Source organism: Streptococcus suis (genome assembly GCF_019794615.1).
Lineage (GTDB): Bacteria > Bacillota > Bacilli > Lactobacillales > Streptococcaceae > Streptococcus > Streptococcus suis_AI.
In genome coordinates this window covers 36,490-63,439 of record NZ_JAIMDU010000003.1, presented here as the reverse complement: position 1 = coordinate 63,439, position 26,950 = coordinate 36,490, and the positions used below count along the sequence as shown (strand labels likewise).

Here is a 26,950-nt window from a genome sequence, read left to right as displayed (position 1 = left end):
ATGCCCCCCTTGTTATGCTGCGTTTTTTTCTTCTTTTTTCTTACTTGTTAGTTTTACAAGACCGAAACCTGTCAAACCAACAAGGGCAATATTGCTTGCTACCAACACGACAATCCACCATTTAGTTTTTGGTTTGTAGATGTCAAAGGCTGCAGAATGAGCAACGGTATATAAGATATTTTTGCTTGCCTGACGAAGGGCTGCAACACCTTCCTCAGTACCCGTTGAAGTGGCAGTTGGAAGATCTCCCATAGGCGTTAACATGAGGTCGCCACCGTTGCGGATAGCCTGATCTGGACTCATGTAGTCTTGACCATCATAGTCTGTAATAACCATTCCTTTGAAGCCCCACTCATCACGAAGGACAGTATTCAATAGATTTCCATTACCACCTGCCCAGAGGGTACCAATACGGTTAAATGATGACATAATGGCAGTCGCCCCACCTTCTTTGACAGGGATTTCAAAGGCTTTAAGGTAGATTTCACGGATTGCTTGTTCGTTAGACCAAGTTGCCACACCTTCACGGTTATCTTCTTGGTCATTGAGCGCAAAATGTTTAGTAAAGGTATAAACACCATTTTCCAGCGCTTTTGCTACAAGTGAACTTGCCATTTTACCTGAAATCAGTGGATCCTCTGAATAGTACTCAAAGTTTCGTCCTGAGAATGGAGAACGGTGAATGTTCACAGCTGGTGCATACAAACCAACGATACCATGAGCTAAAGCTTCTTTGGCAAAAGCATCACCCATTTCTTCAGCCAAGTCAGTATTCCAAGTAGATGCAACAACGACTTCTGAGTTGTATTGGATACCTTTGATACCTTGGAAGATACCGTTAATACCGGCAGGGCCGTCCAAGTCAACAACAGCTGGTTTATCGATTGATTTGACTGCTCCTGTTGCGTAACCACCGTAACCGATTAAGTTCACCATTTCATCAACGGACATTTGAGCAACTAATTGTTCCCAACGGTCATCATCATAGTCTGCACCAATCATATCAACCAAACGAAGCCCATTGTCTTCTGTCGTCACAGTATCAATCGGTGTTTCAGAAGCTTCGTCAATGCGGAAGTTTGAATTGTTAATTTCTTTAGCGATTTGCTCGCTAGCTTCTTTATCTTTTGTGCGTTCAGTTGGAAGAGTACCTTCCCAATCCGCACGGGTTACATACTTTACATCACCAACAGCATATTCAAAGGCGTTGGTTACCTCTGCCTTATCAGACGAACGTTGATTCAAGACTTCTTTACTGTCAACTGTATAGGTTTCTGAATCCAATACATCATGAGCATTATTCATAAGTTTGATTTGGTAGTCACCTTTATCCAAGACATAGGCTTTTTCAGTCTTCTCATCGTAAGATGCCATGTCATCACGATCAAATGAAATGGTTAATTCCTCACTCTTACCTGGCTCGAGCACATCTGTCTTGTCAAAACCAGCCAATACAACATGGGATTTTTCAATTCCTCCTTCTGTATATGGAGCAGTGTAATAAACCTGGGCAACTTCTTTACCAGCTACCTCACCAGTGTTTGTTATCTTGACATTCACTTCAATCTTGTCACCATTTTCTTTCATGCTGGTGATTTCTTGGTTAAATGTCGTATAGCTCAACCCATAGCCAAATGGATACTGCACCGTTGCATCGTAGGCTGCCTCATCAACTGTTCCAGTCGCATTATTAACAAAGCGAGTTTCATAGTAACGATAGCCTAGATAAATCCCTTCTTGGTAGTCGACAAATTTGTAGTTGAAGGTTTGTGGCTCTGTTGCACCCCATGGAGTTTTCTCATAAGTAATATTTGTATAAGAAAAGTCACCTGTATTCCAGTAGGTTGGGTTGGTTGTCAAGTCATAGGCGTAGGTATCAACCAAACGACCAGACGGGTTAACATCTCCTACCAAGATATTTGCTACACCGTTCAAACCAGTTGAGCCAGGTCCACCAATCCACAGAGCAGCATCGACACCGGCATCTTCTAAGAAGCCAAGTTCCATAGCATTTGAAGAGTTGACCAATACAACAACTTTGTCAAAGTTTTCAGTCACAGTTTTCAGCATAGCCTTCTCAACATCTTGAAGTTCAAGATAGTGCTTATCCTTGTCACCTTGTTGGTATTCTGCCATATTTTGTGGAAGGTCTGCCCCTTCACCACCATTACGAGAAATGACTACTAAGGCTGTGTCTGAGAAATTCTTCGCATTTGTTAGCAATTCATCTGTGTATTTGTCTTGAGTTGGCTCATAGATATTGTAATCTCCGCCATTGAGGGAGAAGATGTTGGTACCTTCTTTTTCTGGGAGGTTTTCTGTATAGAAATCGGTCAATTCACTGTTGACTTCAAAACCAGCATTTTCAAGACCTTGTTGCAGATTGACGTTTTTGGACTCATCTGCAGCACCTGATCCAGATCCCCCGTAAGTAACTGCTACGGAAGAAATACCAAACACGTTTACCTTAGAAGATTTTTTTAGTGGTAAGGTCTGATTTTTGTTTTCAAGCAAGACAGTGCCTTCTTCTTGAATAGTTGTTACCAAAGATTTAGAAACCTCTTCTGCCTTAGCTATTTTTGTCTCATCTGCATAAGACGGCGCAAAATAGGTGTCGATTACATTGACAAACATATTGACAGCATAGTTGGCACCAATGAATATTACACCTAACAATGCCAAAAGTGAAGTAAAGATCTTTGATTTTTTGGAAACAAATGCCTTATTCTTCACACCTTTGTAAATATAGTATGCGAATAGAGCTACAACTGCTAAACTAGCACATATTAAAACAATCTTTGCAATCCCTGCCGCATCCCATGCTTGATAGGAACTAGCATAATCTTCCGCAAATACCGTTACTCCAACATTTCCCATCAGAGTAACTAGACTTGCTAAACCAAGTTTTTTCCAAGCCTTCATAAGACTTCCTCCTAAACGTTTCGGCTTTCATGTAAGCCTTTTCTTTTTCTTGAATCTACTATATCAATTAACATACTTAATGAAAACCCTTTCTTCATAATCTGTCATTTAACCTTCATAATTTGTAAATTGAGAAAAATAATCCTACTCTTGCTATTTTATCATTTGATTTTTCTAAAATATAGCTAACAATTTCATCTTAATTTTGATATACTGATAGAAAATAAAAGGGGTACTTTATGAAAATCGCGATTGTAGAAGATCAAAAAATCGAGCAAGAGAGATTGTCCAACTATATCAAAACCTACTGCCAAAAAGCTGGTATTGTAGTGGAAATCAGCTGTTTTAATGACGGTCTCCATATCACTAGTGACTATCAAAAACAATTTGATCTGATTTACCTAGATGTCGAGATGGAGATTATGGACGGGATGACCACCGCTCAAAAGATTCGGTCTGTGGATAAAGATGTTCTCATCGTTTTTGTGACCAATCATTCCCATGTCGCTATTCAGGGCTATTCTGTTGAGGCCATTGATTTTCTTCTCAAACCACTGAGCTCCTTCGTCTTTGAGGAACATTTTAAAAAAATTCTTAGAAAATTACCCGATAGCCAAGAGAAACAAAGTTTGTATATAAAAAGCAAGCAATCCACTGTAAAACTCTATCAAGAAGATATTGTTTACCTAGAAAGTCAAGGACATCAGGTTCACATCTACACAGTTGACGGTGGCCTAACGATTACCAATAATAGTCTCAAGAATCTCGAAGCCATGTTAGACAGTAAATTGTTTGTACGAGCCCACTCGGCCTATATCATCAATTTGTCCCATGTTCAAAAAGTGGAAGGTAACCTTGTTTACGTCACAAATACAGCCTTGCCGATTAGCCGCCCAAGGAAAAAAGAATTTATGACTGCTCTAACCAACTTCATCGGAGATAGCCTACTATGATCAACTTCCCTGATATTCCACGTTTCTATACTGCTCTAACAGAAAGCTTGGCCTGCCTACTGGTCTGTTCCTCACTTGTTTTGTCTGAAAAATGGTCACGCAAACAGTTCCGTATCCTCCTGATTTTCCTCATACAAATCTTACTTCAACTTGTGGCTGGCAAACTCCCTTTGTTTTTTTGGACTGTGGGAATGGGCATCAATATCGCTTGGATGTTTGTTTCCATTCGATTGCTTGGAGTTTTCCACAAGAGGACTAGTCTCTATTTGACAGCAAAAGCCTTTATTATTGCCGAATTAGTAGCCTCCATTACTTGGCATCTCTACTGTTTGACGATTTATCAACAACCTGTGGATAACTTGTGGACACAGGGGTTATTTCTGTTGATAACTTCTCTACTTTCTTACTGGCTCATCTATCTACAAGATAAAAAAGTTCACTTAGAAGAATTGGATAAATTCATTGAGCAGCGAGATGTGACGGTAGCTGTCTTTACAACCTTATCTATCTTTGTTCTTAGTAATATTGGTTTCATCCTCTCAGGCACGCGCCAATTTCAAGACTCGACCAGCATTTTCATCCTTCGGACAACCGTCAATCTCTCTGGTCTTCTGCTCCTATTCACCCAAGAATCTCAACAATATGATCGCTATTTACGGCAGGAGTTGACTTCTATCAATAATATGTTTCAACTTCAATACAAGCAATACCAAGCCTATCGTGAAAACAGTGAAATTCTTGACCGTAAGGTCCATGATTTAAAGCATCAACTGGCCATCATTCAGCAAGAATCGGATAAAACTAAAAAGGAACAATACCTAGAGGAAATGAGCGAGGTGATCCAGACACTTGATGCCAAGATTGAAACAGGAAATCCCGTTCTAGATACCATTCTCAGCCAAAAAAATTATTACTGTTTGCAAAATGGTATTAACTTTACCTGTATTGTTCAGGGAGAGCCCCTTCATTTTATGGATGTAATGGATATTTCAGCTCTGTTTGGAAATGCCATTGACAATGCCATCGAGGCTGTTGAAAAAATAGATAACCCTGAACAGCGCTTGATTACTTTAAAGGTTGCCAGCCATCAGCAATTTCTCATCATTCGATTAGACAACTACGATACTTCTTCACTAGACTTATCCACAGGACAGCTCCCTGAAACTTCAAAAACAAATAAGGACTATCACGGATTCGGTCTTAAGAGTATGGAGTATGTTGCCAATAAATACGGGGGCAGTCTCACACTTAGCAAGGAAGATAATTGGGTGCAACTAAAAATCATTCTCCCCTTACAAGCATAGAGGGAGTGGGAAATAATTCGACTAGTCAAAAAGAGTTCCCCTCACCTCCAAACAGTAGGTTCGGGCTAAAATAGTCCACTGGACTATTTTACTCCCACCCCCGTACAGCTCCAACTGTCTAGGAGACAGTTGGAGGTTGGAAATGAAGCGAACTCCGTTCGCAACAGTCGTTATGGTCAGATTTGGAGTGTGAAACACGAACAAATCTGCCAATCAACCACTGCGCAGAGATGTTGACACGAACTCTGAGAAGCGAGACTGGGCTTGCCCAGCCTTCTTTCTATTCGTCATTTAGAAACCGTCACTTGCTCTACATCTCGATTTTGACTCCGTTTTATAATCACATCAAGATAGTCAGCTAAGAAACTTCTTGGTGACACTACTTGCAAGGTCTGATAGGCTTGGCTTGGAAATACTGTCTCATCAAGCCAAGTCTGATCCAATTTTTCTCCTGAAAAATAAGCACGATTGGCTGGCATGATAAATTGTGAAATAGCATCCGCTGTCTCGCCATCATACCAATGTTCATCGTTCAAAGCATTGTGCACCATAATATCACTGGTACTGTCAAAGACGGTTTGTAAGTAGCTTATGTGATCCTGCAAATTCGGATCACTAGGCTGGTGCTTTTCTGCCCACGAAGCCATATCAAGTTGAGTTTTTTGATAGCGAATGCTTGTATCATCAAGGCTCAATTGGCCGATAATAGATGGGTAAATAGAAAATGCACCATTGACCACTTCAGTATAGCTGACTTGCCCCAAGTCTTCTTCAACAATATTCTGAGAATGAGTGTGGCCTGAAAAACCAAATTGAATGCCATATTGATTGAACAAGGCCTTCAAATCGGCAGCATTATCCAAAGTATACCCTTTTGTGAGCATAGCATGCTGTTGCAAGACATTGTGATGGACAACAGGTATCAGGCTCACTCCAGCTTCCTTGGCAGCCTGAAGCTGTACTTCTATCCAATCCAAGGTCTCTTTTTTGATACGTCCATCAGTAGTCGGTGCACCATCTCCTTGCCCACTAGCGTAGATATTGCTATCTATCATCAGAAACCATGCATTGGAAAATGGCTTGGCCAGATAGCTCAATGAGGCTTGATCACGACTGCTGGCTTGCTGGTAGCCGTTATCAGCAAAGAGATCTTCAAATTGCTGAGAAGTGACCTGATCCGTCACTTCCTGCTGATTTCCTTTAAAGGCTCTAGCCCATCCACTAGCAATATCATGGTTGCCAGGAATGACCAAAACCTCCGTTCCTTTTTCTTCAATCTGTGTAAAATATTGTGCCAACTCAACCATGCTCTGTTTTTCACCGTTGAGAGACAAATCACCACTAACTAGTAGCAAAGAAGGATGCTCACGCTCTACTTGTTCAACCAGGGCCTCCATCCGCTCTTTTCCATAGCGCAAATCCTTGCCAGCAGCAGTTTTTTCTATATAGGAAAAAGCCTCTCCATCATCAAATAAATCTTGTGATAAATAATGTAAATCAGTGATGATCCAAATTTTATCTTGGTCTGTTAATTCTGTATCGTCATAGGATTGCTGACGCTGACCGGTCATAACTGACCAGACTACCATCAAACAAATTAAGGTCCCTGCCAGTAATATTATTTTCTTCTTCATACCCTAAAAGTATACCATCTTAAAGAAAGAGCGACAAGAAAAAGGAGTTTGACAATTAATCTGTCTAACTCCTTTAGTCATTTATTATTTTTTTGCAAATCCTGCTGCTTGTTCACCAGCCTGACGACCAAATACGATGATGTCTGCCACAGCATTACCACCAATACGGTTTTGACCATGAACACCACCAGTTACTTCGCCAGCAGCATAAAGACCAGAGATTGCTGAACCATCTGTCTTCAATACTTGAGTATTGGTATTGATTTTCACACCACCCATCGTATGGTGGATACCTGGAGCAACCTTAATCGCATGATAAGAACCTGTATCCAAAGCATGATCCATACCAGATGTACGACCAAATGCCGCATCATTTTTATCCGCTACAGCCTTGTTCCAAGTATCAAGTGTTGTTTGAAGTGTTTCCGCAGATACACCAATTTCTTTAGCCAAATCTGTAAGAGTAGCACCTGTTTTTACAAGACCTTTTTCTTCGTATTGAGCAATAGCTTTCACACGATCTTTCAAGGCATCATCAAAGATAACATAAGCGTAGTTAGGATCTAAAGCATTAATCGCTGCTGAAACTTTATCACGAGTTTCCAACTCATTAACAAAGCGCTCCCCTTTAGAATTGACAAGGATAGCACCTTCACCACGAACTGCTTCTGTAATCAAGTAAGAGGTTTCTTGCTCTACGGTTGGGTGAATTTGGATTTGTTCCATATCAACAGTTGCTGCACCTTCTGATTCAGCAAGCGCAATACCGTCACCTGTTGAACCAGGTTGGTTAGTTGTTACATAGCCTTCAAGGGCAGGATTGAATTTTGCAACCATTTCCAAGTCTGCTCCAAAACCACCCGTAGCCAACACAACAGCTTTTGCTGAAATTTTCTTCGTTTCTCCAGCAATTTCTACCTCAACACCTGTTACGGCACCATCTTTGTCTTGCAGTTTTGTCACATCTGCATTTACAAAAATTGGTACTTCACGTTCAACAAGATTATGGTAAAGACCATTTACTAAGTAGCCACCAACAGCTGAACCATCTGCTGGGCGGTGGGTACGTTTCTCACTCATACCACCAGTTGTAGTAAGGTTGCTAAGAGTAATTCCCATTCCGTCCAACCAGTCAATTGCACTAGCAGAATGATCTACAAGGTAACGTAGTAATTCAGGATCGTTTGTACCCTTACCACCTTTAAGGGTTTCTTCATAGAATTTATCATTGGTATCAGCAATACCTTCCGCTTCTTGGAATTTAGTTTGTGAAGCGTTCATACCAGCTGATGATTTAGCTGTATTCCCACCAATTACAGGCATTTTTTCCAATAAAACAACACTAGCGCCAGCATCTTTAGCTGATATAGCAGCAGACATCCCTGCACCACCAGAACCAACGACGATAACATCATAACTATCTTTCAACTCAGATGGATCAGTATAAACTTTCTCAGATGCACCTGATACAGCTTCTTCTGATGAAGAGCTTGTAGATGATGAAGATGTGGCAGTATTTTCAGATTTACCTCCACATGCAACCAAAAATACTACAGCAAGTAGACTCATAAACAAGCCTAACAACGTTTTCTTTTTCATGATAAACCTCCAATTTTATCTGATACAACTATTATACAAAATTGTGAAATCTTTTTCAATCTTATTTGAAATAAATTTCACAATGTTTATAGTTATAAACAAAAAAATGTATGAAAAAATTGCATAATTTACTCGAAAAATTGTGCAATTTTATTTAGTTTATTCAGTTAGCAACTGCAGGAATTGCTTTATCTCATCTTGGGAAGCCTGACTTCCTTTTCTTAACAAGCCATTCAATTTTCCTGATTTAAAATAGGTTAGACTGGGTACTGTCTTCAAACCGCTTGCCTGACGAAATAAATCAATCTTCCCATCTGGATCGTTCTCACTATCAAGGTAGAAAACTGTCTTCCCCGTCTCTTCAACAGCTTGGGTCAGTTTAGGCACAAATGCTCTACAATAAGGACACGTTTCCCTCCCAATATACAGAATAAAATCATCTTGCCGATCCAATTTTTCTTCCAGTTCACTAATGGAAATAGTCTGATACGTTTTCACTGCCTGACGGTATTCCGATTCTGTTGAACTAGTGGATTGTCGGACAAGAAATACGGATGCCCCAATTCCAACAATACTAAGTAAAAGCAAAACAATATATTTACGCACGATAAATCTCCTAATCAATTGATTGTACATCCTATTTTTTAGCCACACGGTGGTAATAGGAAATACAATTCGAAAACCCTACTAATAAGTTAATTATATCAAAATTAAGTAAAAATCCTCTATCATAGACTTGTAGTAAGGTAATGCAAAAAAATCTCATCCAATGAGCTAAAAGATTGGCTATTTTCCCTACAAACATCAATTTATTCTCTGCGAAAATCAAAATTAGACATTGTTGACTTGATTTGATGAGTGTCAAGCTCCAGTGGAGCTTGACAGCCTGTTCCCTTGAAATATAAAAGGAACAGAGTTCTATCTGCATCTGAGCAAAATGAACTACGTTCGCCTTTTCCTAGCCTCCAAAGGTTCCCCGAACCTTTTTGTAGCGAACTTTGTTCGCCTTATTTCCAACCTCCAAAGGTTCCCCGAACCTTTTTGTAGCGAACTTTGTTCGCCTTATTTCCAACCTCCAAAGGTTCCCCGAACCTTTGGAGCAAGTCGGATTTTGTTTTTCATTGAGAATTAACTCTTTTATCCTACACATTCTTTTCTGACATATTCGTTGCTTTTGAAACGCTCCATGCTCTTCGCCATGATATAATAGCATTATAGCTACTGACAACTACTTATTGAGTAGAAATTGATTCAATTCCTTCAGCCTATACTGTGGGGGAGTTCTCCAACGTATTCGTATAGATTGTATGGAGCATTTTCAATCAAGAGAGGAAATAAATTGCTACGTAGAAATGTAAAAGCCAGGATGGTCAAGTCTATTGGGTGGGAAAATGAAATAATGGAAGTAGAATATGTGTCTGGTCTGATTCATCAATACAAAGATGTATCTGAGGGGGACTACATTCGCTCTCTAACTGGTGCCATTGACAAAAAAGTGAGGCGGATAGGTAAAACCCATGCATTCATTAGAGTAAGTGAATAGCATTTTTATCTTTTGAGGATTTATGCGGGTTTAGTATAGCTAATGACTTATTATACTATAAGCAAAGTTGCTCTATCCTTCAATACATATGTTTACACCGCTAGGGAAGCGCAAAAAATCTATATCCTACTTTGATGCTACCAACTTACTTTACAGAAAAGCAAAAAGGGGAGCAAACCCAGAAATTAACGTTTTAAGACAAAGCAAAAAGCCCACTGTTGTAGGCTTTCTGTAAGATATTTCTTAATATTAAAGCATTTTGTTGTAGAATTCTACGACAAGGGCTTCGTTGATTTCTGGGTTGATTTCATCGCGTTCTGGCAAGCGAGTTAATGAACCTTCAAGTTTGTCAGCATCGAATGATACGAAAGCTGGACGACCAAGAGTTGCTTCAACTGCTTCGCGGATAGCTGGAACGTTCAATGATTTTTCACGAACTGAGATTACTTGACCAACTTCAACGCGGAATGATGGGATATCAACACGTTTACCATCAACAAGGATATGACCGTGGTTTACAAATTGACGAGCTTGACGACGAGTAGTTGCCAAACCAAGACGGTAAACAACGTTGTCCAAACGACGTTCCAAAAGGAGCATGAAGTTGAAACCAACTGTACCTTGTTTGATTTTAGTAGCTTGTACGAACAAGTTACGGAATTGTTTTTCACCTAAACCGTAAGAGAAACGCAATTTTTGTTTTTCAGCCAATTGCAAACCGTATTCTGACAATTTAGAACGGTTGTTTGGTCCGTGTTGGCCTGGTACGTAGTTACGACGTGCCAATTCTTTACCTGTACCTGTCAATGACAAGCCAAGACGACGAGCTTGTTTCCAAGATGGTCCTGTATAACGTGACATTTGTTATGTCCTCCTAAAATAATTATTATTGTAGGAAATAACGTTTTAAGCAAACCTGATTCGTGCAGGAGGCCTTCATCGAAACAGCAACGATTACTCTTCTTGCTGACCTTCTGTTGACGAGCTTCATTTTGCCCTGCTGTTATTTCGCACAAAGATTAGTATAGCACAAAAAAAAGGCTCTGTAAAGCCTTATATAGCGATTAATCCAAATAATGAATCAATATCTTTTCTGTCAAAATGTCTGAATAAGTATAAGATTCTACGAAGGTATTGTTGGGATCTTCAAACTCAACGATAAAGAGAGACTGATAAACCTCTACAATACGTCCTTGTTTATTCTTTTCTCGCTTCCGACCATTTTCAAGGGTTAATTCAACAACTTGACCCTCATGCTCTTTGATATCTTGCTTGATTTGCTTCATCTTGGCAACATCTGTAAATGCATCACTCATTCTCTATCCATCCTCTCTCTTGGAAATACTTGCAAATTTATTATATTCTTTTTGGAACATTAGTTCCACAGTACCACGCGCACCGGAACGGTTTTTTTCTATGATAACTTCAACCGTATTGTTTGGAATGCCGCCATCTTCTTGCTCTCCACGTTCATAATAATCATCACGATACAAGAAGGCAACGATATCCGCATCCTGCTCAATAGACCCTGACTCACGGATATCAGACAAGACAGGACGTTTATCTTGACGTTGCTCCACACCACGTGATAACTGGCTTAGAGCAATAACTGGAACTTTTAATTCCTTGGCTAGAATTTTCAATTGTCGAGAAATCTCTGAAACTTCTTGTTGACGGTTTTCTCGACCGGTTCCTGTAATCAACTGGAGATAGTCAATCAAAATCAAACCCAAATTTCCAGTCTCCTGCGCCAATTTACGAGAACGCGAGCGAATTTCGGTAATCTTGATACCTGGTGTATCATCAATATAGATACTTGCTCGAGCCAAATTAGCTTGAGCCACCATGTACTTGTTCCATTCCTCCTGCGTCAAATGCCCCGTACGAATAGCCCTCGAATTGATAACTCCCTCAGAAGCGAGCATACGGTCAACCAAGCTTTCTGCACCCATCTCCAAAGAGAAGATAGCAACTGTCAAGCCCAGTTTTGTACCGATATTTTGTGCAATATTGAGAGCAAATGCCGTCTTACCAACCGCAGGACGAGCCGCAAGAATAATCAACTCTTCCTCATGCAAACCCGTTGTCATAGCATCGAGGGCAGGATAGCCAGTCGCGATACCTGTAATATCGGATGTCTGTTTGGCTCGTGTTTCTAAGTTATCAAAGTTGATATTTAGAACGTCGTCAATTCTCTTAAAGCCACTCCGACTTGCTCCCTCACTGACATCAATTAAAGCTTTTTCAGCATTAGCAATAATGTCATCTGAGCCATCTGCTCCTTCATAGGCTTGATTGACTGCATCCGTCAAACGGGCAATCAACTTACGAAGATTTGATTTCTCCGCAACAATCTTGGCATAGAATTCCGCATTGGCTGCTGTCGGTACAGAACTGATGACTTCCGCCAAATAAGCCAAGCCACCAATATTTTCCAAATCACCATGGTTGACAAGATAGTTGCGCATGGTTGTCGCATCAATTGCCTCATTCCTGTCAGAAAGGGCAATCATCGCTTTAAAAATTAACTTGTGGGCATGTTTGAAAAAGTCTTCCGCCTCAATATACTCACGGACAAAAACAAGCTTTCCTTCATCAAGAAAAATCGCGCCTAAAACGGACTGCTCCGCTAAAATATCCTGAGGTTGTACTCGTAATTCTTCTAACTCTGCCAAGACCTCACCTCCTCACTGGCTAAGTAGTGTCCTAGGCTTCTTTGATGCTCAATTGAATAAGACCTATTACATCTTGATAAATTTTAACAGGAACTTCAATCAAACCAATCGCACGAATAGGGTGATCTAATTGAATATGACGTTTGTCAATCTTGATTCCAAATTGTTTATCCAATTCTTCTGCAATCTTCTTGCTTGTAATAGAACCAAATGTACGTCCATCTGGACCAACTTTTTCAACAAAGGTCACCAAGGTCGTTTCTTTAGCCAATTTAGCTTTAATACTTTCAGCCTCTGCCATCATCTCCGCATGAGCTTTTTCTTTTGATTTTTCTTGGCCACGAAGTGCGCTAATTGCTTGATTTGTAGCTTCTTTTGCCAAGTTTTTTTTGATCAAGAAATTTTGAGCATAACCCGTTGGAACTTCCTTGATTTCGCCCTTTTTTCCTTGTCCTTTAACATCTGCTAAAAAGATTACTTTCATCTTCTAACTCCTTAACTGTCTTTTATTTCTTCCCGTATTATCGTAGTGAGTGCTTCACAAACCTCTTCTATCGTTTGATCATACACTTGGGCAGCAGCTAAATTAAAGTGACCGCCTCCGCCCATTTCTTCCATAATCCGTTGAACATTGACTTTGCTGTGACTTCTCGCAGAAATTGCCACATATCCTTTGATATTTTTTGTGAGTACAAATACTGCTTCAATCCCTGCCATATCTAAAATAGTATTGGCTGCTTTACTTGGGATTATATTGTCATAGTCTTTCGTCTCATCAGCACAAACAATGACCACATGTGGTTCAACTTTTTGCCCTCGTAAAATTAACTCATTAATCTGACGATATTCTTCAAAGTCTGTCGCAGAAATTTGCTGAATTTCCAAACTATCACTGCCACGTGTACGTAAATAACTAGCTACGTCAAATGTACGACTGGTCACGCGTGACGTGAAATTCTTGGTATCCAGCATAATACCCGCCATCAAAAGGCTTGATTGAAGTCTATTTAACTTATGGTGTTTATCATTCTGGAACTGAATGAGCTCCGTTACCAACTCACTTGCAGAGCTTGCTCCACTTTCGATATAGGTCAGAATCGCATTATCTGGAAAATCCGTATCCCTACGATGGTGATCCACAACAACCACTTGATTAAACTTCTCAAATAGTTTTTGTGACAAGGTCAATCCAATTTTAGAATGGTCTACCATAATGAGTAAGGACTCATAAGTGACTAATTTTAGTGCTTCATCAATCGTGATTAAATTAGAGCAATTTTCTTCCAACAATTTCTTCACAGCACGTTCAATATCTGGTGCCATTTCATCTGGATTATACACGGTATAGGCATTATTCATAATATTTTGTGCAAAATATTGCATCCCTACTGCTGATCCGAGTGCATCCATGTCTAAATTACGATGTCCTACAACAAAAACGGCATCAACTGATTTCAGTTTGTCGGATACAGCCGTCATCATGGCCCGTGTCCGTGTTCGTGTTCGTTTGACTGACGAAGCTGAACCGCCTCCAAAGAACAGCGGCTGCTTGCTTTCATCATTTTCCTTGACAACAACTTGGTCGCCACCACGAACTTCAGCCATATTTAAATTTTGAAGTGCTGCTTGTCCTATTTGATGGTGATTCTCATTACCAAAAGCAATCCCCATACTTAAAGTCAAACCCAACTCCAATTTTTTTGCTTCTTCTCGGAACTTATCAATAACTGAGAATTTATTCTCAATCAATTTCTCTAGAACTGCATAATCTGTAAAGAAATAAAATCGGTCCATCGTTCCACGGCGGTAATAAATACCGTACTCGTGGCAAAAATCTGAAACAAATTGAGCTAAGAATGAATTTACTTGGCTAATCTGTGAGTCGGTCACTGAATTTTCTAACTCATCATAGTTGTCAACAGAAATAATGCCAATAACCGGTCTGCTACCAATTAAGCTATTTGTTGCTGTGTATTCTGTGGACGCATCAAAAAAATAGAACAATCCTTGATCAAAGTCAACATTTACAGTGTACCTTTTGCCTGAAAAATTTGCATAGGTCCGCTCTTCATCCAATCCCACATCAATGATTTCTCGGAGTTTTTTTTCATCAAACTCCCCATTTTCTTTTGCAAATATTAGTTCTGCAAATGGATTAAACCATTCAACCTGATTGCTGTCAGTTTTTACTTTAATGACACCGATTGGCATTTTATCTAACAGCTTCATTAATCCAGAATTTGCCTGAGTATTTAAATACTCAATCTGCTCCAACTCACTAAATTCATATGAATACTTCTGGTATACAAATAAAGATACGAGTAAGACGAGACTTAAGAAGAGTGCAAAAACCGTAACGATGCCCATTGGAAACATTCGATGGAGAACTGCAACCAAACCAAATAATATCACACCTATCATGACAAAATGAATTGTCGAAAAACGAAACTTTTTCATCATTAACCTCTGCCTGCCATTTTACCATAAAATGCAAGAAAATTCTAGTTTTGGTACCACCTGCTTAAAAGAAAAAGATAAGCACTAAAGGCTATCTTTCTTCTTATTTTTCGCAATAGAGCGACTGCGTCCTTCTAAATATACCATTAGGATGGAAATATCTGCGGGATTGACGCCTGAAATCCGACTTGCCTGTCCAATTGTTTCTGGGGAAATCAGCTTAAATTTTTGACGAGCCTCGGTTGCAATCGAATCAATATCATCCCAGTCTATATCTGCTGGAATTCGTTTTTCTTCCATGCGTTTCATCTTATCAACTTGATCCATGGCCTTAGCAATGTATCCCTCATACTTGACTTCCGTTTCAATCAACTCAATTGTTTTTGCATCTAAGTCCTCTGCCGCAGGGCCAATAAATGCAACAACATCAGCATACGTTACATCAGGGCGACGCATGAATTCCTTTGCAGTCAGTGCATCAGTTAAAGGTTTAAAGCCCATTGCAACAACTTTTTCGTTGGTTTCTTTGACTGGCTTGAGTTTGATAGACTCTAAACGTTTCATTTCGTTATCAAATTGATTTTTGTGGATTTGGAAGACCTGCCAGCGTTCATCGTCTACCAATCCAACCTGACGACCGATTTCTGTCAAGCGCATATCTGCATTATCATGACGCAAAATCAAGCGGTATTCAGCCCGACTGGTCAAGAGACGATAAGGCTCAACAGTTCCCTTAGTCACTAGGTCATCAATCATGACCCCAATATAGCCATCGCTTCGTTTCAAAATCAATTCTGGTTTATCCTGTACCTTGAGGGCCGCATTAATACCAGCAATAATTCCTTGGCCTGCTGCCTCTTCGTAGCCTGATGTTCCGTTTGTTTGTCCTGCTGTAAACAGCCCTGAAATCTTTTTGGTTTCCAATGTAGCGCGCAACTGATGAGGCATAACCATGTCATACTCAATTGCATAACCTGTTCGCATCATTTGAGCATTTTCCAATCCCTTGATTGAATGAACCAACTCTCTTTGAACATCCTCAGGCAAACTAGTCGACAACCCTTGGACATAAATTTCATCTGTGTGACGACCTTCTGGCTCTAGGAAAAGCTGGTGGCGTTCCTTGTCGGCAAAACGTACAATCTTGTCCTCGATAGATGGACAATAACGGGGACCAATCCCCTTGACAATGCCTGAAAACATGGGTGCTCGGTGAAGATTACTGTTGATAATCTCATGGCTGGTCGCATTGGTATAGGTCAACCAACAAGGAATTTGGTCTTGTAAATAATCCTCATCCTTTGACAAGAATGAAAAGTGGTTTGGTTTTTCATCGCCAGGTTGAATTTCTGTCTCCTCGTAGTTTATAGTACGAGCATTCACACGTGGTGGTGTCCCTGTCTTGAAACGACCAATTTCAAGTCCCAATTCTTTCAGATTATCCGCCAGCGTGATAGAAGCTAGGCTATTGTTAGGCCCTGACGAATACTTGAGATCTCCAATGATGATTTCTCCACGTAGGGCTGTACCAGTCGTTACCACGACTGCTGTTGCTGAATATTTCTGATCAGTAGCAGTACGAACACCTACAACCTTACCGTCTTCGACCAAAATCTCATCAATCATGGTTTGACGCAGGGTCAAATTTTCTTGACGTTCCACCGTCCGCTTCATTTCCGATGCATATTCTGCCTTATCAGCCTGAGCCCGTAAAGCACGAACAGCTGGTCCCTTACCAGTATTGAGCATTTTCATCTGAATATAGGTTTTGTCAATGTTTCGGCCCATTTCACCACCTAGGGCATCAATTTCCCGTACCACAATCCCCTTGGCTGAGCCACCAATAGATGGATTACAGGGCATAAATGCCACCATATCCAAGTTAATGGTCGCAAGCAAGGTCTTACAACCCATCCGACTGGCTGCCAAGCCCGCTTCTACACCAGCATGCCCCGCTCCAATTACGATGACATCATAGTTTTCTGCAAATGTGTGTGTCATATTTATTTCTCCTTTACATTCATGATATGTTTAACTTGTCCATCCCAGTTTGGCAATTCTTGAGCCAGAAAGGCTGGTACAACATTTAGGTTGACAAGCTTGTCAAGTTCAATCCATTCACAAGCTTGTTTCAAGTTATCTTCAATCATCTCCACAGGCATTTTTCCAATAGGCTCAACAATAGAATGAAATTCGACATTGTGAAAATCTATGTCTTCGTGTGTAAACTGATTTTCAACTACAAAAGCTAGTTGGTTGACACGACTGTCAATCCCTAATTCTTCCTTGACTTCCCGAACAAACGCATCTTGTGCAGTTTCGTTGACTGCAATCGCACCGCCAATGGTGTAATAACGCCCCTTAGAGTCCTTGGTGAGAAATATTTCTCCATCTTTTATAATCAATGCAGTGGCACGAACACCGAAAATCTGATTGTCAATTCTAGTTCTAAAATCCACTTTTTCTTCTCTTTTCTAAAATTTCATCAAGATATGGAACTAAGTTTTTCTTGTTTTCATCACGGCTAGTAATCCATAGAAAATCAGTATGCTCTTCTGAATCAAGAAGAATTGTGTTGGGCTGTTCCGGAAGTGTCACTTCATAGACCAGCCTTGTAAACACCGCCTCTTTCTCTTCATCAAACTGACTATCTTCATGGATAATGGTCAGATTTTCCCTGGCTATCGAAATGCCAGTTTCTTCAAAGCATTCTCGAACAGCAGCATCACGAGGCAATTCATTCTCCTCGACACGACCACCCGGAATGTCCCAATATCGAGGAAAGACATTGGGTTTGCCACGCTTAATCTGAGAACGCTGAATAATCAGGTGACTGTCTGCAACAGTCAGTAAAACATGGGCAATCAGTTTGACAGGCATGGTTTCCTCCGCTACTTTAGTTGTCTTTGTTCATAAAATGCTTTAGTTGTCCGTCCCATTTGGCTAGCTCGGTCTTAAGAAAGGCTGGATTGAGATCAAGTTTCTCTAAGTTCGCAAAAGTAACCCATTCACACTGGCGAACAGAATTCCCTTCTTCCAGATTGGGAGCTGGATTAGACAGCGGGGTAACTATATAGAGAAATTCAATCTGATGATAGGATTTCTCCTGTAAGGTGAACTGATTTTCAACGATAAATGCTAGTGGTCCAAGTTCCACCTCAATTCCGATTTCTTCTTGCATTTCCCGCAGGACAGCCTCTTCCGTCGTTTCACCAAGCTGAATAGCTCCACCTAAGGTGTAGTATTTCCCCTCAGGTGACTTAACAAGATATAACTTCTCATCTTGTACCACCAAGCCCGTCGCACGAACACCGAAGATTTGATTGTCGTGTCTCGTTCTGAAATCCATCTTCTCTCCCCAATAGCAAAAAATAGCCAAAACTCTCGAAAATTGCAGGACAAAAAAGCCTACAATTCCCATGAGCTTTGACCATCATGATAATTGTTACTCTTATTCTATCAAAAGATTTGTAGAATTTCAAATCTAGTGTTACGCTAACGTTTCAATATATTCTAAGCCCCAAGCCTCAACAGCATCCAGTACCGAACGAAATTTTTCGCCCATCTCAGTCAAGCTATACTCTACACGAGGGGGGACTTCTGCATAGACCGTGCGACTAATAATGCGATCCTCCTCCAATTGTCTAAGGTGCCTTGTTAACATGGTTTGAGTAATACCTGGAATCAGTCGCTGTAATTCATTGAAGCGTTTCGTTCCTGTACTGAGTTGGTAGATAATCACCAATCCCCACTTACCAGTCAAGACTTTTTGTGTTGTTGCAAAAGGGCAAATACCATATTCACTAACTTTTTTCAAAAAAATTCTCCTTTATTTATCACAATAGTATCACTTTTGATACCAACGAATGCAAAAGTACCTACTTGCATAATGGAATGCTTCAGCTATAATTGTACTATATCAAAAAAATTGGAGGACATCAAATGTCAACAAACTTGGAAATTTTTAATGCCTATAACAATGCTCTCATCGCTGGTGATTTTGCAGCTCTTTTTGAAACAATGGCTAATGACATTATCTGGCATCAACCCGGAAATCATTCAACATCTGGTGCTAAAATTGGTAAGGAAGTACTCGGAGCACATCTAGCAACTTTCGCCGAAAAAACAAATGGAACTTTCAAAGTAGTGACAAACTGGGTATCCGATAATGATACTCTTGTTGCCGCTAACGTAACATTCCTCGGTACTCGAACAGATGGTGAAGAACTAAACATGAATGGCATCGATCTTTTCCGTATGGAAGATGGCAAAATCAAGGAAGTTTGGCTCTTCTCAGCCGACCAAAAAGCCGAAGATGCTTTCTGGGGATAAGATAAAAAGCTTAGCATGAGGGTGCTAAGCTTTTATTTTTGATTAAATATACTGACAAGCAACCCCAGCTTTGTAGGCCATGTCGATCATGCCACCGCCCAGACACTCTTGACCGTCGTAGAAAACAACGGCTTGACCTGGTGTGATGGCTCGTTGTGGCTCTGCAAAAACAACCTCTGCCTTGTCACCTTTTACCTTGACAGTTACTTGACTATCTGGTTGACGATAGCGGAACTTAGCCGTGCATTCAAGCGTGAATTCTTCAGGCATATCACGTGTAAAGTGCACTTGACTGGCCCGTAAAGAAGTTGACATCAAGGAGTCATGATAAAAGCCTTGGCCGACATAGAGGATATTTTTTGACAGGTCTTTCCCGACAACAAACCAAGGCTCATTGTCCCCACCGATTTGTCCTCCGATACCTAGCCCGCCCCGCTGACCAATGGTATAGTACATAAGGCCTGTATGCTCTCCCATATCACGACCGTCAACCGTCATCATCCGGCCGGGCTGGGCTGGCAAATACTGCCCTAAAAATTCTTTGAAGTTCTTTTCACCGATAAAGCAGATGCCTGTCGAGTCTTTCTTTTTAGCCGTCGCCAAGCCTGCTCGCTCTGCTATTTCCCTCACCTGAGGCTTTTGTAAATGGCCGAGCGGAAACATGGTTTTCTGCAGTTGTTCCTGTGAGAGTTGGCTAAGGAAATAGGTCTGGTCCTTGCCATTGTCTGCCCCACGTAGCATATGGACGGTGCCGTCCTCGTCGCGTGACACCTGAGCGTAGTGCCCCGTCGCCACATAGTCCGCCCCCAAGTTCATAGCGTAGTCCAAGAAGGCCTTGAACTTGATTTCCTTGTTACACATGACATCTGGATTGGGGGTGCGGCCAGCCCGATACTCTGCTAAAAAGTACTCAAATACGCGGTCCCAATACTCTTTTTCAAAGTTGACAGAGTAGTAAGGAATGCCGATTTGGTCTGCCACTGCAGCCACGTCCTTGTAGTCTTCTGTTGCTGTACAGAAGCCATTTTCGTCCGTGTCGTCCCAGTTTTTCATGAAGATGCCGATCACATCGTAGCCCTGCTCCTTGAGCAAGAGAGCCGTAACCGATGAATCTACACCGCCACTCATACCGACAACAACACGGGTTTTAGAATTGTCAATTGACATAATCTTCTCCCATCAATTGTGATACTCAGACTCAATCCGAGTTCAATTTCAACTTAGACTTGAAGGGTCTAGTTTTATCCAAAGCGATTGAAGGTCGATTTGAACAATTTGTATTATATCATATAAGATGGTACATAGATAGAATTTTGATATAAAAGCTCATTCATCTAAGCATATTCTCGTAAATGAATTTTTGATATAATAGAACCAAGAAAATCGTGAGGATTACTATGACAAATTTAAAATTTCAATCGGTCTTTGATATTATTGGACCAGTCATGATTGGACCTTCTTCCAGTCACACAGCAGGTGCAGTTCGTATCGGCAAAATTGTCTCATCTATCTTTGGAGAGCAACCCACCGAAGTTGAATTCCAACTCTACAACTCCTTCGCTAAAACATACCGAGGGCATGGTACTGACGTAGCCTTGGTCGCAGGTATTCTAGGTATGGATACCGATGATCCTCGGATTCCTGACTCCTTAGATATTGCGAGGGAACGTGGTATCAAAGTTTACTGGCGTGTCAACAAAGAGAGTAATACACCCCATCCCAATACAACGCGAATCATCATAAAAAATGAGAAAAAATCTATTTCTGCAACAGGTGTATCCATAGGAGGAGGAAATATTCAGGTAACGGAACTAAATGGATTTTCTGTCAATCTGAATATGAACACCCCAACCATCATTATTGTTCATCAAGATGTCCCAGGCATGATTGCAAAAGTTACTGATATTTTATCTAAATACAATATTAATATTGCTCAAATGAATGTCACCCGTGAAAAAGCAGGGGAAAAAGCCATCATGATTATTGAGGTGGACTCCCGCCAGTGTGAAAATTCCATTGACGAGATTGAAAAAATTCCCCACCTGCACAACGTCACCTTCTTTAACTAGAAAGAGAGAACCATGTTTTATACAATTGAAGAATTGGTTTCACAGGCAGAACAGTTTTCTGGTAGCGTCTCAGAACTAATGATTGCTACTGAAATGGAGCTAACTGGTCGGAACCGTGACGAAATATTGACAATTATGTCAAGAAACTTGACAGTAATGAAAAATTCCATTATTGATGGTCTCTCCGAAAGTAAATCTGTTTCAGGATTGACAGGAGGGGACGCAGCAAAACTTGACGCATATATAAAAGGTGGAATAACACTGTCCGACACCTCCATACTGTCAGCAGCTAGAAATGCTATGGCTGTCAATGAACTAAACGCTAAGATGGGTCTTGTTTGTGCCACTCCGACTGCTGGCTCCGCTGGATGTTTACCAGCTGTTTTAGGAGTTGCCATTGACAAGTTGAAGTTGACAGAAGAGCAACAACTTGACTTTCTCTTTACAGCTGGTGCCTTTGGTCTTGTCATCGCCAACAATGCTTCTATTTCTGGAGCAGAGGGTGGGTGTCAAGCTGAAGTTGGTTCAGCTTCTGCTATGTCTGCTGCCGCACTAACATTAGCTGCAGGCGGGACAGCGTATCAAGCTAGTCAAGCTATCTGCTTTGTTATCAAAAATATGCTTGGTCTCATCTGTGATCCTGTCGCTGGCCTAGTAGAAGTGCCTTGTGTCAAGAGAAACGCGATGGGCGCTAGCTATGCTATGGTAGCAGCTGATATGGCATTAGCTGGGATTGAATCAAAGATTCCTGCTGATGAGGTAATAAATGCTATGTATCAAGTAGGTGCTGCTTTACCAACAGCCTTTCGTGAAACAGCCGAAGGCGGGCTTGCTGCTACACCGACTGGTCGCCGACTTGCACAGGAAATTTTCGGGGAAGGTTGACAGTTTTGTAAACAATAAAAGGACCTGACGGTCCTTTTATTGTTTAGTAAATATCATTTTATCTAAGGTGGTGTCGTTGTTGTCAACCTCAGTAATTACTAAAGTTGAACCCGTTAAGGAGTATGTATTTACTTGTCCATCAATATAAGCAAGTTTTTTGTCTAAATCAAAGATAACTTGGTCAATCGTCTGTTCTCCATCATCGTCAACTTCTGTCAGAGTAGCTTGATTGCCTTTTATTACTAGTGAAAAACGATCATTCCCATCTTTTGCTGTATATGTTCCAGCTATATTTGATGTGTCAACCAACTTAACACCATAGGTTGCCGCCAATTCACTAACTGATTTTGTAGTTGTCCCAGCTGAAGAAGATGAAGAAGCCGTAGCAAGAACCTCTTGGCGATTTTTGTCCTCTTCGTCTTTAATTCCAAGTTGTTGCTCAATTTGATTTCCCAACGCTTCTATTTTACTATCATATACTTCTGCTAAAACGACTCCTGCAGTTGCAAGTGTCAGAATACCAACAGATAGTAGGATCATTGTTTTCTTACTCATACTTGTCAATCTGTTCTTTACAGATTCCAATATCGTTTTCTTTGAATTTTCTGTTGCCTCAATGAGTTCTGGTTGATTATGTTGTTCCATCTAATGCTCCTCTTTTATTTGTAGGGATGTCTTTCAGCTCATTTGCTGATAAACCCATTATAGAGGATATTCTTGAATAATTTATGGAAAGTTTTTAAACAAATCTTAAACACTCACTAATTAATCATTAAGACGATACCCTGCACCCCAAACTGTTTCAATTAACTCACTTCCCAACTTGTCTCGAAGGCGATTGATGTGCACTGCAACTGTTGCACTATCCCCTACATAGTCATACCCCCAAATCTTCTCAAATAAATGTTCCTTAGAGAATACTCTGTTTGGGTGTTTTGCTAGATAAACAAGTAATTCAAATTCGCGATTAGGTAGCTTTATCTCTTGTCCATCCAACGTCACCTTCCAATTTTCCAAAAATATTGTCATATTTCTGATTGTCAATTCACTGCTGTCACTACCTTTTTGAAAGCGTTGATAGCGCATCAAATGAGCCTTAACACGCGCCACTAGCTCCATTGGATCAAACGGCTTACTAATGTAATCATCTGCTCCTAAACCCAAACCTCTCACAATATCCACTGTCTCTTGCTTAGAAGTAACCATTAAAATAGGAAAATCTACCTTATCCCGCAAATCACGACAAAGATCATAGCCTGTTTTATTCGGCAACATGACATCCAACAGAAGGAGAGAATACTCTTCTTTTTTTATTTGTTCCTCCACAAGACTTCCATCATGGACTAAGTCCACTTGGTAACCCTGCATTTCTAGGTAATCTCGTTCTAAATATGCAATCTCTATATCATCTTCCGCAATCAATATCCGTATCATTTCATATCCTTTCTAGGTAATTTGAAAGTAAATCGAAGCCCTGGAGATGCCTCAACCGACACAGAACCGCCCAATCTATCTATGATATTTTTTACAATGGATAGTCCCAAACCATGACCTTCTACTTTCTGTCGTGTATTATCTTCCCGATAAAATTCGTCAAATATTAAATTCAGCTTTGCATTTTCGATGCCTTTTCCATTGTCTGTAAATGTCCAAATAACTACTTGTCCCTGCGCGTGACCAGAAATATCAATCTTTAATGGACTAACAGCTGCATATTTTCGAGCATTGTCAACTAGATTATCTAAAATTCGTCGAAATTGAATAGGATCAATCTCAACAAACAATCCATCTGAAGTATCCAATTGGAATTGAATAGCCTCATCTGCTAATTCCTTTGATTTTTCCAATACATATGATTGTAGAAAGATTGCTAAATCAAGGGTAATCTTGTCAAAAGGCATTTTATCTGTTTGTAATTGTGAAAAAGCAAATAATTTTTCCAGCAAGTTTTCCATAAGCTGAGATTTTTGATATATAACTGTCAAATACTGTTTACGTTTTTCTTCCGTATTAGCAATACCATCCAAAACTCCCTTGGCATATCCTTTGATAGAAGTCAAAGGAGTACGCAAATCATGGGAGATATCTGCAATCATTTGTGTTCGATTTTGCTCATAGATTCGATTTTGCTCATGGGCATCCATCAAGGAAGTCTGCATTTGATTAAATCCTTGGGTCAATTCTTCAAATTCCTTATCTCCTTGATAAATCAGTGGCACCGTATAATCTCCCTGTTGAATACGTTCTACACCGCTATGCAATTCATCCAAAGGACGCATAACAACAGCCAGTAATCGTCGAGTAAAGAAGAAATTAAGAATAACTAAAACAATTATCCCTATCCCACCAACTATTAACAGTTGAACAAGAAAGGCTTGAAATTCCTGGCTTTCTTGTTGTTCCTCTATATCTTCCAAAATAGCATACAGGTGATACATTTGTCCATCTGTAGTCACTTTCCGGCTAATTACAACTTCTCCATCAACATAAGAAGTATGAGTGGTAGCTGAAATACTGACAGTAGACAAGTCTTCACTATCATCCTTGAAATTTGAAAATACGACCTCACCATTGCTTTCTGCGTAAAGTTGTGCGCCACTCTTTGCTAATTCATCTGCCAAGGATGAAAAATCAGTTCCCGAAAAGTTTTCTAGGCTAGCCTGACTAGTTGCTGTTTTCTGACTGGTAGATTGCCATGTTCCTTGGTTCCGGTAAATACTATTCACCACATAAATACTAACACCAAGCATAGCAATCAAGGATAAAACCAACATCATCATGTTTAATCGAAAAATTCGTTTCTGTAAATTCATTGTTCTACTTTTCTAGTCAATTTTTCCACAATTATAAACAAAACCGGCTTATCTGTAAAGTTAAAAAACTCAATCAAAAAAGCCTAGCAGAATGCTAGACTTCCTCTTATGTATTTTAGTACCATCCATTTGCCAACCAGAATGCTTTGGCTGCTGACCATGAACCGTAACGACTGGCAACATAAGCATCAGCTACGCGCTCTTGGTTTTCAATAGAATAATCACCATTTAGGTACGTATTTGTCAATTGGTAACGACCAATGTAGATCCCATTTTGAGCATCATAGCTACCACTTGATTCCTTCATTGCAATCCATTCTTTAGCTGCGGCATCCTCAGCACTCAAGTTTGAAGAATAAGAGCTAGTTGTAGTAGTTGTAGTTGTTTCTGCTGATACCTCTGTCGTTGTTTCTGCGGCTGTTTCTTGAGTTGTCTCTACTGAACCACTCGCTACTGTGACATCGCCTAATTCAAGTGTTTGACCAACACTGATAATATCTGGGTTAGCAATATTATTTTGCTCAGCGATTTTTTCAACAGTTGTACTATACGTTTTTGCAATTTCTGATAATGTATCTCCAGATTTTACTGTATACGTATCTGCACTAACTACACCCGCACCTAAAAGTGAGGCACCTGCTACCAAACCATAAATAGTTGTTTTTAAATTCTTTTTTAATGTAATGTTCATAAATAGTCACATTCCTTTCTGTTATGTATCTATCTTACCTTCTAACTATTACTTTAACTTTGTAAATGTATTACAAATGTTACAATGACATTGAGTTTACACTATAAAAGGGCCGTTTATGGGATCTTAGAGAGTATTTTCCCAAATAAATTTACAGATTTCTTTACATTAATATCTCTGTCTTGACAATTCCTGTCAATGAAAATAAAATGCCTAGGACTTCCCTAGACATCTTAATTTTATGTTAATACCATCCATTTGCCAACCAAAACTGGTAGGCTGCCGACCATGAACCATAGCGTTGCAAAACATAGGCATCCGCTACACGCTCCTGATTTTCTGGTGAATGGTCTCCATTTAGATATGCACTACTCAATTGATAGCGACCAATGTAAATACCATTACTTACTGTATAGCTGCCACCCGATTCTTTTTGTGCAATCCATTCTTTAGCAGACGCATCATCAAGTACGGAACCTGATGAAACAGGAGTAACTGTGGGAGTTGAAGCAGCAACTGATTGAGTTTGCTCTACAACAGGAGTGTTTACTTCAGCTACGACAGGCACAACATCCGTGACCGCTTGTACTGTTGATGCTGCTGTATCATACGCTTGATTAGAATCTTCCACAGGAGGTGTTGATATTTCGGTCTGAATACTCTCCTGCGATACATCTACTGGAGTGACTGAACTTGAATCCACCACTTCTGTTGATTCAATAATTTGCGGTTCTTCAAACGTAATTTCTAAAGCTTCCACTTGAAGTGGTTGAGAATCAGTCTTCAACTTTAATATAGTTTCATAGCCCAATTCAAAAATAGGACTTGCTGAAATATATTCAGTTGTATGTGGAACACCATTACGAATCTTATTTACTGTATTCTTTATAGTATATGGGGCATCAGATACTGCTCTCACAATTTGTGTATGAGATATCTTCCCTGTTAGAATGAAACCAAACAACACCAAGGCAAGAATAGTGAATAGTCCAGTAACACCTTTCAATGCTTTATACATCAAACTCTTTTTCATTAAAAAGAATAGTCCTCTACTTATTGTTATAACTATTCCT

The 26,950-nt window shown here is 40.1% G+C and carries 26 protein-coding genes; 6 read left to right on the top strand and 20 right to left on the bottom strand.

All coding sequences use genetic code 11. From position 1 onward, the window contains the following. Nucleotides 1-12 precede the first annotated feature (12 nt). Nucleotides 13-2,922 (bottom strand): glycoside hydrolase family 3 protein, encoded by a 2,910-nt coding sequence (locus K6V43_RS01700; RefSeq protein WP_222381253.1) that lies wholly within the window; start codon nucleotides 2,920-2,922, stop codon nucleotides 13-15. A gap of 239 nt (nucleotides 2,923-3,161) precedes the next feature. On the opposite strand from K6V43_RS01700, the gene K6V43_RS01695 reads away from it, so the two are divergent. Together K6V43_RS01695 and K6V43_RS01690 are read left to right on the top strand one after the other, a co-directional pair. Next, a complete protein-coding gene (locus K6V43_RS01695) occupies nucleotides 3,162-3,875 on the top strand; it encodes a LytR/AlgR family response regulator transcription factor (RefSeq protein WP_172129871.1) in 714 nt (237 codons plus the stop codon). Beyond that, nucleotides 3,872-5,179 (top strand): sensor histidine kinase, encoded by a 1,308-nt coding sequence (locus K6V43_RS01690; protein WP_222381252.1) that lies wholly within the window; start codon nucleotides 3,872-3,874, stop codon nucleotides 5,177-5,179. The genes K6V43_RS01695 and K6V43_RS01690 overlap by 4 nt, the downstream gene beginning before the upstream one ends. A 287-nt stretch (nucleotides 5,180-5,466) precedes the next feature. Here the strand turns inward: K6V43_RS01690 and K6V43_RS01685 are convergent, their stop codons facing one another. The 3 genes from K6V43_RS01685 to K6V43_RS01675 all read right to left on the bottom strand — a co-directional run bounded on the left by K6V43_RS01685 (nucleotide 5,467) and on the right by K6V43_RS01675 (nucleotide 9,018). Beyond that, entirely contained in the window at nucleotides 5,467-6,813 is a 1,347-nt protein-coding gene (locus tag K6V43_RS01685) for a metallophosphoesterase (protein WP_222381251.1), read from the bottom strand. 84 nt (nucleotides 6,814-6,897) lie between these two features. Next, the gene (locus tag K6V43_RS01680) at nucleotides 6,898-8,412 is read right to left on the bottom strand and encodes a flavocytochrome c (protein ID WP_222381249.1); all 1,515 of its coding nucleotides are present in this window, start codon (nucleotides 8,410-8,412) and stop codon (nucleotides 6,898-6,900) included. A 159-nt stretch (nucleotides 8,413-8,571) separates the two neighbouring features. Beyond that, nucleotides 8,572-9,018: a DUF6568 family protein gene (locus K6V43_RS01675; RefSeq protein WP_228381239.1), complete on the bottom strand. Its 447-nt coding sequence runs from the start codon at nucleotides 9,016-9,018 to the stop codon at nucleotides 8,572-8,574. Between the two features lie 733 nt (nucleotides 9,019-9,751). Here K6V43_RS01675 and K6V43_RS01670 point away from each other — a divergent pair. Further along, on the top strand, nucleotides 9,752-9,955 hold the full coding sequence (locus tag K6V43_RS01670; protein WP_024391325.1) for a KTSC domain-containing protein: 204 nt from the start codon (nucleotides 9,752-9,754) through the stop codon (nucleotides 9,953-9,955). A gap of 249 nt (nucleotides 9,956-10,204) precedes the next feature. On the opposite strand, the gene rpsD is transcribed toward K6V43_RS01670, so the two are convergent. From rpsD to K6V43_RS01620, 10 genes are all read right to left on the bottom strand, one after another. Beyond that, a complete protein-coding gene (rpsD, locus tag K6V43_RS01665; RefSeq protein WP_024391326.1) occupies nucleotides 10,205-10,816 on the bottom strand; it encodes a 30S ribosomal protein S4 in 612 nt (203 codons plus the stop codon). Nucleotides 10,817-11,019: 203 nt separating this feature from the next. After that, nucleotides 11,020-11,271, bottom strand: a complete 252-nt coding sequence (locus K6V43_RS01660) for a Veg family protein (RefSeq protein ID WP_024391327.1) — start codon at nucleotides 11,269-11,271, stop codon at nucleotides 11,020-11,022. A gap of 3 nt (nucleotides 11,272-11,274) precedes the next feature. After that, nucleotides 11,275-12,630, bottom strand: a complete 1,356-nt coding sequence (dnaB, locus tag K6V43_RS01655; RefSeq protein WP_024391328.1) for a replicative DNA helicase — start codon at nucleotides 12,628-12,630, stop codon at nucleotides 11,275-11,277. A 31-nt stretch (nucleotides 12,631-12,661) separates the two neighbouring features. After that, on the bottom strand, nucleotides 12,662-13,114 hold the full coding sequence (gene rplI / locus K6V43_RS01650; protein ID WP_222381247.1) for a 50S ribosomal protein L9: 453 nt from the start codon (nucleotides 13,112-13,114) through the stop codon (nucleotides 12,662-12,664). A gap of 11 nt (nucleotides 13,115-13,125) precedes the next feature. Beyond that, entirely contained in the window at nucleotides 13,126-15,087 is a 1,962-nt protein-coding gene (locus tag K6V43_RS01645) for a DHH family phosphoesterase (RefSeq protein WP_222381285.1), read from the bottom strand. 84 nt (nucleotides 15,088-15,171) lie between these two features. Beyond that, the gene (gene mnmG / locus K6V43_RS01640; RefSeq protein ID WP_222381245.1) at nucleotides 15,172-17,088 is read right to left on the bottom strand and encodes a tRNA uridine-5-carboxymethylaminomethyl(34) synthesis enzyme MnmG; all 1,917 of its coding nucleotides are present in this window, start codon (nucleotides 17,086-17,088) and stop codon (nucleotides 15,172-15,174) included. A 2-nt stretch (nucleotides 17,089-17,090) separates the two neighbouring features. Beyond that, the gene (locus K6V43_RS01635) at nucleotides 17,091-17,546 is read right to left on the bottom strand and encodes an NUDIX domain-containing protein (RefSeq protein WP_222381243.1); all 456 of its coding nucleotides are present in this window, start codon (nucleotides 17,544-17,546) and stop codon (nucleotides 17,091-17,093) included. Next, nucleotides 17,536-17,967 (bottom strand): NUDIX hydrolase, encoded by a 432-nt coding sequence (locus K6V43_RS01630; protein ID WP_222381241.1) that lies wholly within the window; start codon nucleotides 17,965-17,967, stop codon nucleotides 17,536-17,538. Before K6V43_RS01630 ends, K6V43_RS01635 begins: the two co-directional genes overlap by 11 nt. A 16-nt stretch (nucleotides 17,968-17,983) precedes the next feature. Continuing rightward, nucleotides 17,984-18,436, bottom strand: a complete 453-nt coding sequence (locus tag K6V43_RS01625; RefSeq protein WP_105136738.1) for an NUDIX hydrolase — start codon at nucleotides 18,434-18,436, stop codon at nucleotides 17,984-17,986. Between the two features lie 141 nt (nucleotides 18,437-18,577). Next, nucleotides 18,578-18,904, bottom strand: coding sequence for a winged helix-turn-helix transcriptional regulator (locus K6V43_RS01620; RefSeq protein ID WP_014638837.1), 327 nt, complete (start codon nucleotides 18,902-18,904; stop codon nucleotides 18,578-18,580). A gap of 125 nt (nucleotides 18,905-19,029) precedes the next feature. Here K6V43_RS01620 and K6V43_RS01615 point away from each other — a divergent pair, with 125 nt between their 5' ends. Next, nucleotides 19,030-19,419 (top strand): nuclear transport factor 2 family protein, encoded by a 390-nt coding sequence (locus tag K6V43_RS01615; protein WP_024389859.1) that lies wholly within the window; start codon nucleotides 19,030-19,032, stop codon nucleotides 19,417-19,419. A gap of 42 nt (nucleotides 19,420-19,461) precedes the next feature. Here the strand turns inward: K6V43_RS01615 and mnmA are convergent, their stop codons facing one another. Then, nucleotides 19,462-20,586, bottom strand: a complete 1,125-nt coding sequence (gene mnmA, locus K6V43_RS01610) for a tRNA 2-thiouridine(34) synthase MnmA (protein WP_222381239.1) — start codon at nucleotides 20,584-20,586, stop codon at nucleotides 19,462-19,464. A gap of 230 nt (nucleotides 20,587-20,816) precedes the next feature. Between mnmA and sdaAB the strand changes: the two genes are divergently transcribed. Both sdaAB and sdaAA read left to right on the top strand, forming a co-directional pair. Beyond that, the gene (gene sdaAB / locus K6V43_RS01605; RefSeq protein ID WP_172019099.1) at nucleotides 20,817-21,488 is read left to right on the top strand and encodes an L-serine ammonia-lyase, iron-sulfur-dependent subunit beta; all 672 of its coding nucleotides are present in this window, start codon (nucleotides 20,817-20,819) and stop codon (nucleotides 21,486-21,488) included. A 12-nt stretch (nucleotides 21,489-21,500) separates the two neighbouring features. After that, nucleotides 21,501-22,373: an L-serine ammonia-lyase, iron-sulfur-dependent, subunit alpha gene (sdaAA, locus tag K6V43_RS01600; RefSeq protein WP_172019098.1), complete on the top strand. Its 873-nt coding sequence runs from the start codon at nucleotides 21,501-21,503 to the stop codon at nucleotides 22,371-22,373. 36 nt (nucleotides 22,374-22,409) lie between these two features. Here sdaAA and K6V43_RS01595 read toward each other — a convergent pair whose 3' ends face one another. The 5 genes from K6V43_RS01595 to K6V43_RS11455 all read right to left on the bottom strand — a co-directional run bounded on the left by K6V43_RS01595 (nucleotide 22,410) and on the right by K6V43_RS11455 (nucleotide 26,895). Further along, the gene (locus K6V43_RS01595) at nucleotides 22,410-23,018 is read right to left on the bottom strand and encodes a DUF3642 domain-containing protein (protein WP_222381238.1); all 609 of its coding nucleotides are present in this window, start codon (nucleotides 23,016-23,018) and stop codon (nucleotides 22,410-22,412) included. 120 nt (nucleotides 23,019-23,138) lie between these two features. After that, entirely contained in the window at nucleotides 23,139-23,807 is a 669-nt protein-coding gene (locus tag K6V43_RS01590) for a response regulator transcription factor (RefSeq protein ID WP_222381237.1), read from the bottom strand. After that, nucleotides 23,804-25,186, bottom strand: coding sequence for a sensor histidine kinase (locus K6V43_RS01585; RefSeq protein ID WP_222381236.1), 1,383 nt, complete (start codon nucleotides 25,184-25,186; stop codon nucleotides 23,804-23,806). Before K6V43_RS01585 ends, K6V43_RS01590 begins: the two co-directional genes overlap by 4 nt. 115 nt (nucleotides 25,187-25,301) lie before the next feature. Next, complete coding sequence (apf, locus tag K6V43_RS01580) at nucleotides 25,302-25,877, bottom strand: aggregation-promoting factor (RefSeq protein ID WP_172019094.1); 576 nt, start codon at nucleotides 25,875-25,877, stop codon at nucleotides 25,302-25,304. A gap of 244 nt (nucleotides 25,878-26,121) precedes the next feature. Next, nucleotides 26,122-26,895 (bottom strand): aggregation-promoting factor C-terminal-like domain-containing protein, encoded by a 774-nt coding sequence (locus tag K6V43_RS11455; protein WP_261311750.1) that lies wholly within the window; start codon nucleotides 26,893-26,895, stop codon nucleotides 26,122-26,124. Between the last annotated feature and the right edge of the window lie 55 nt (nucleotides 26,896-26,950).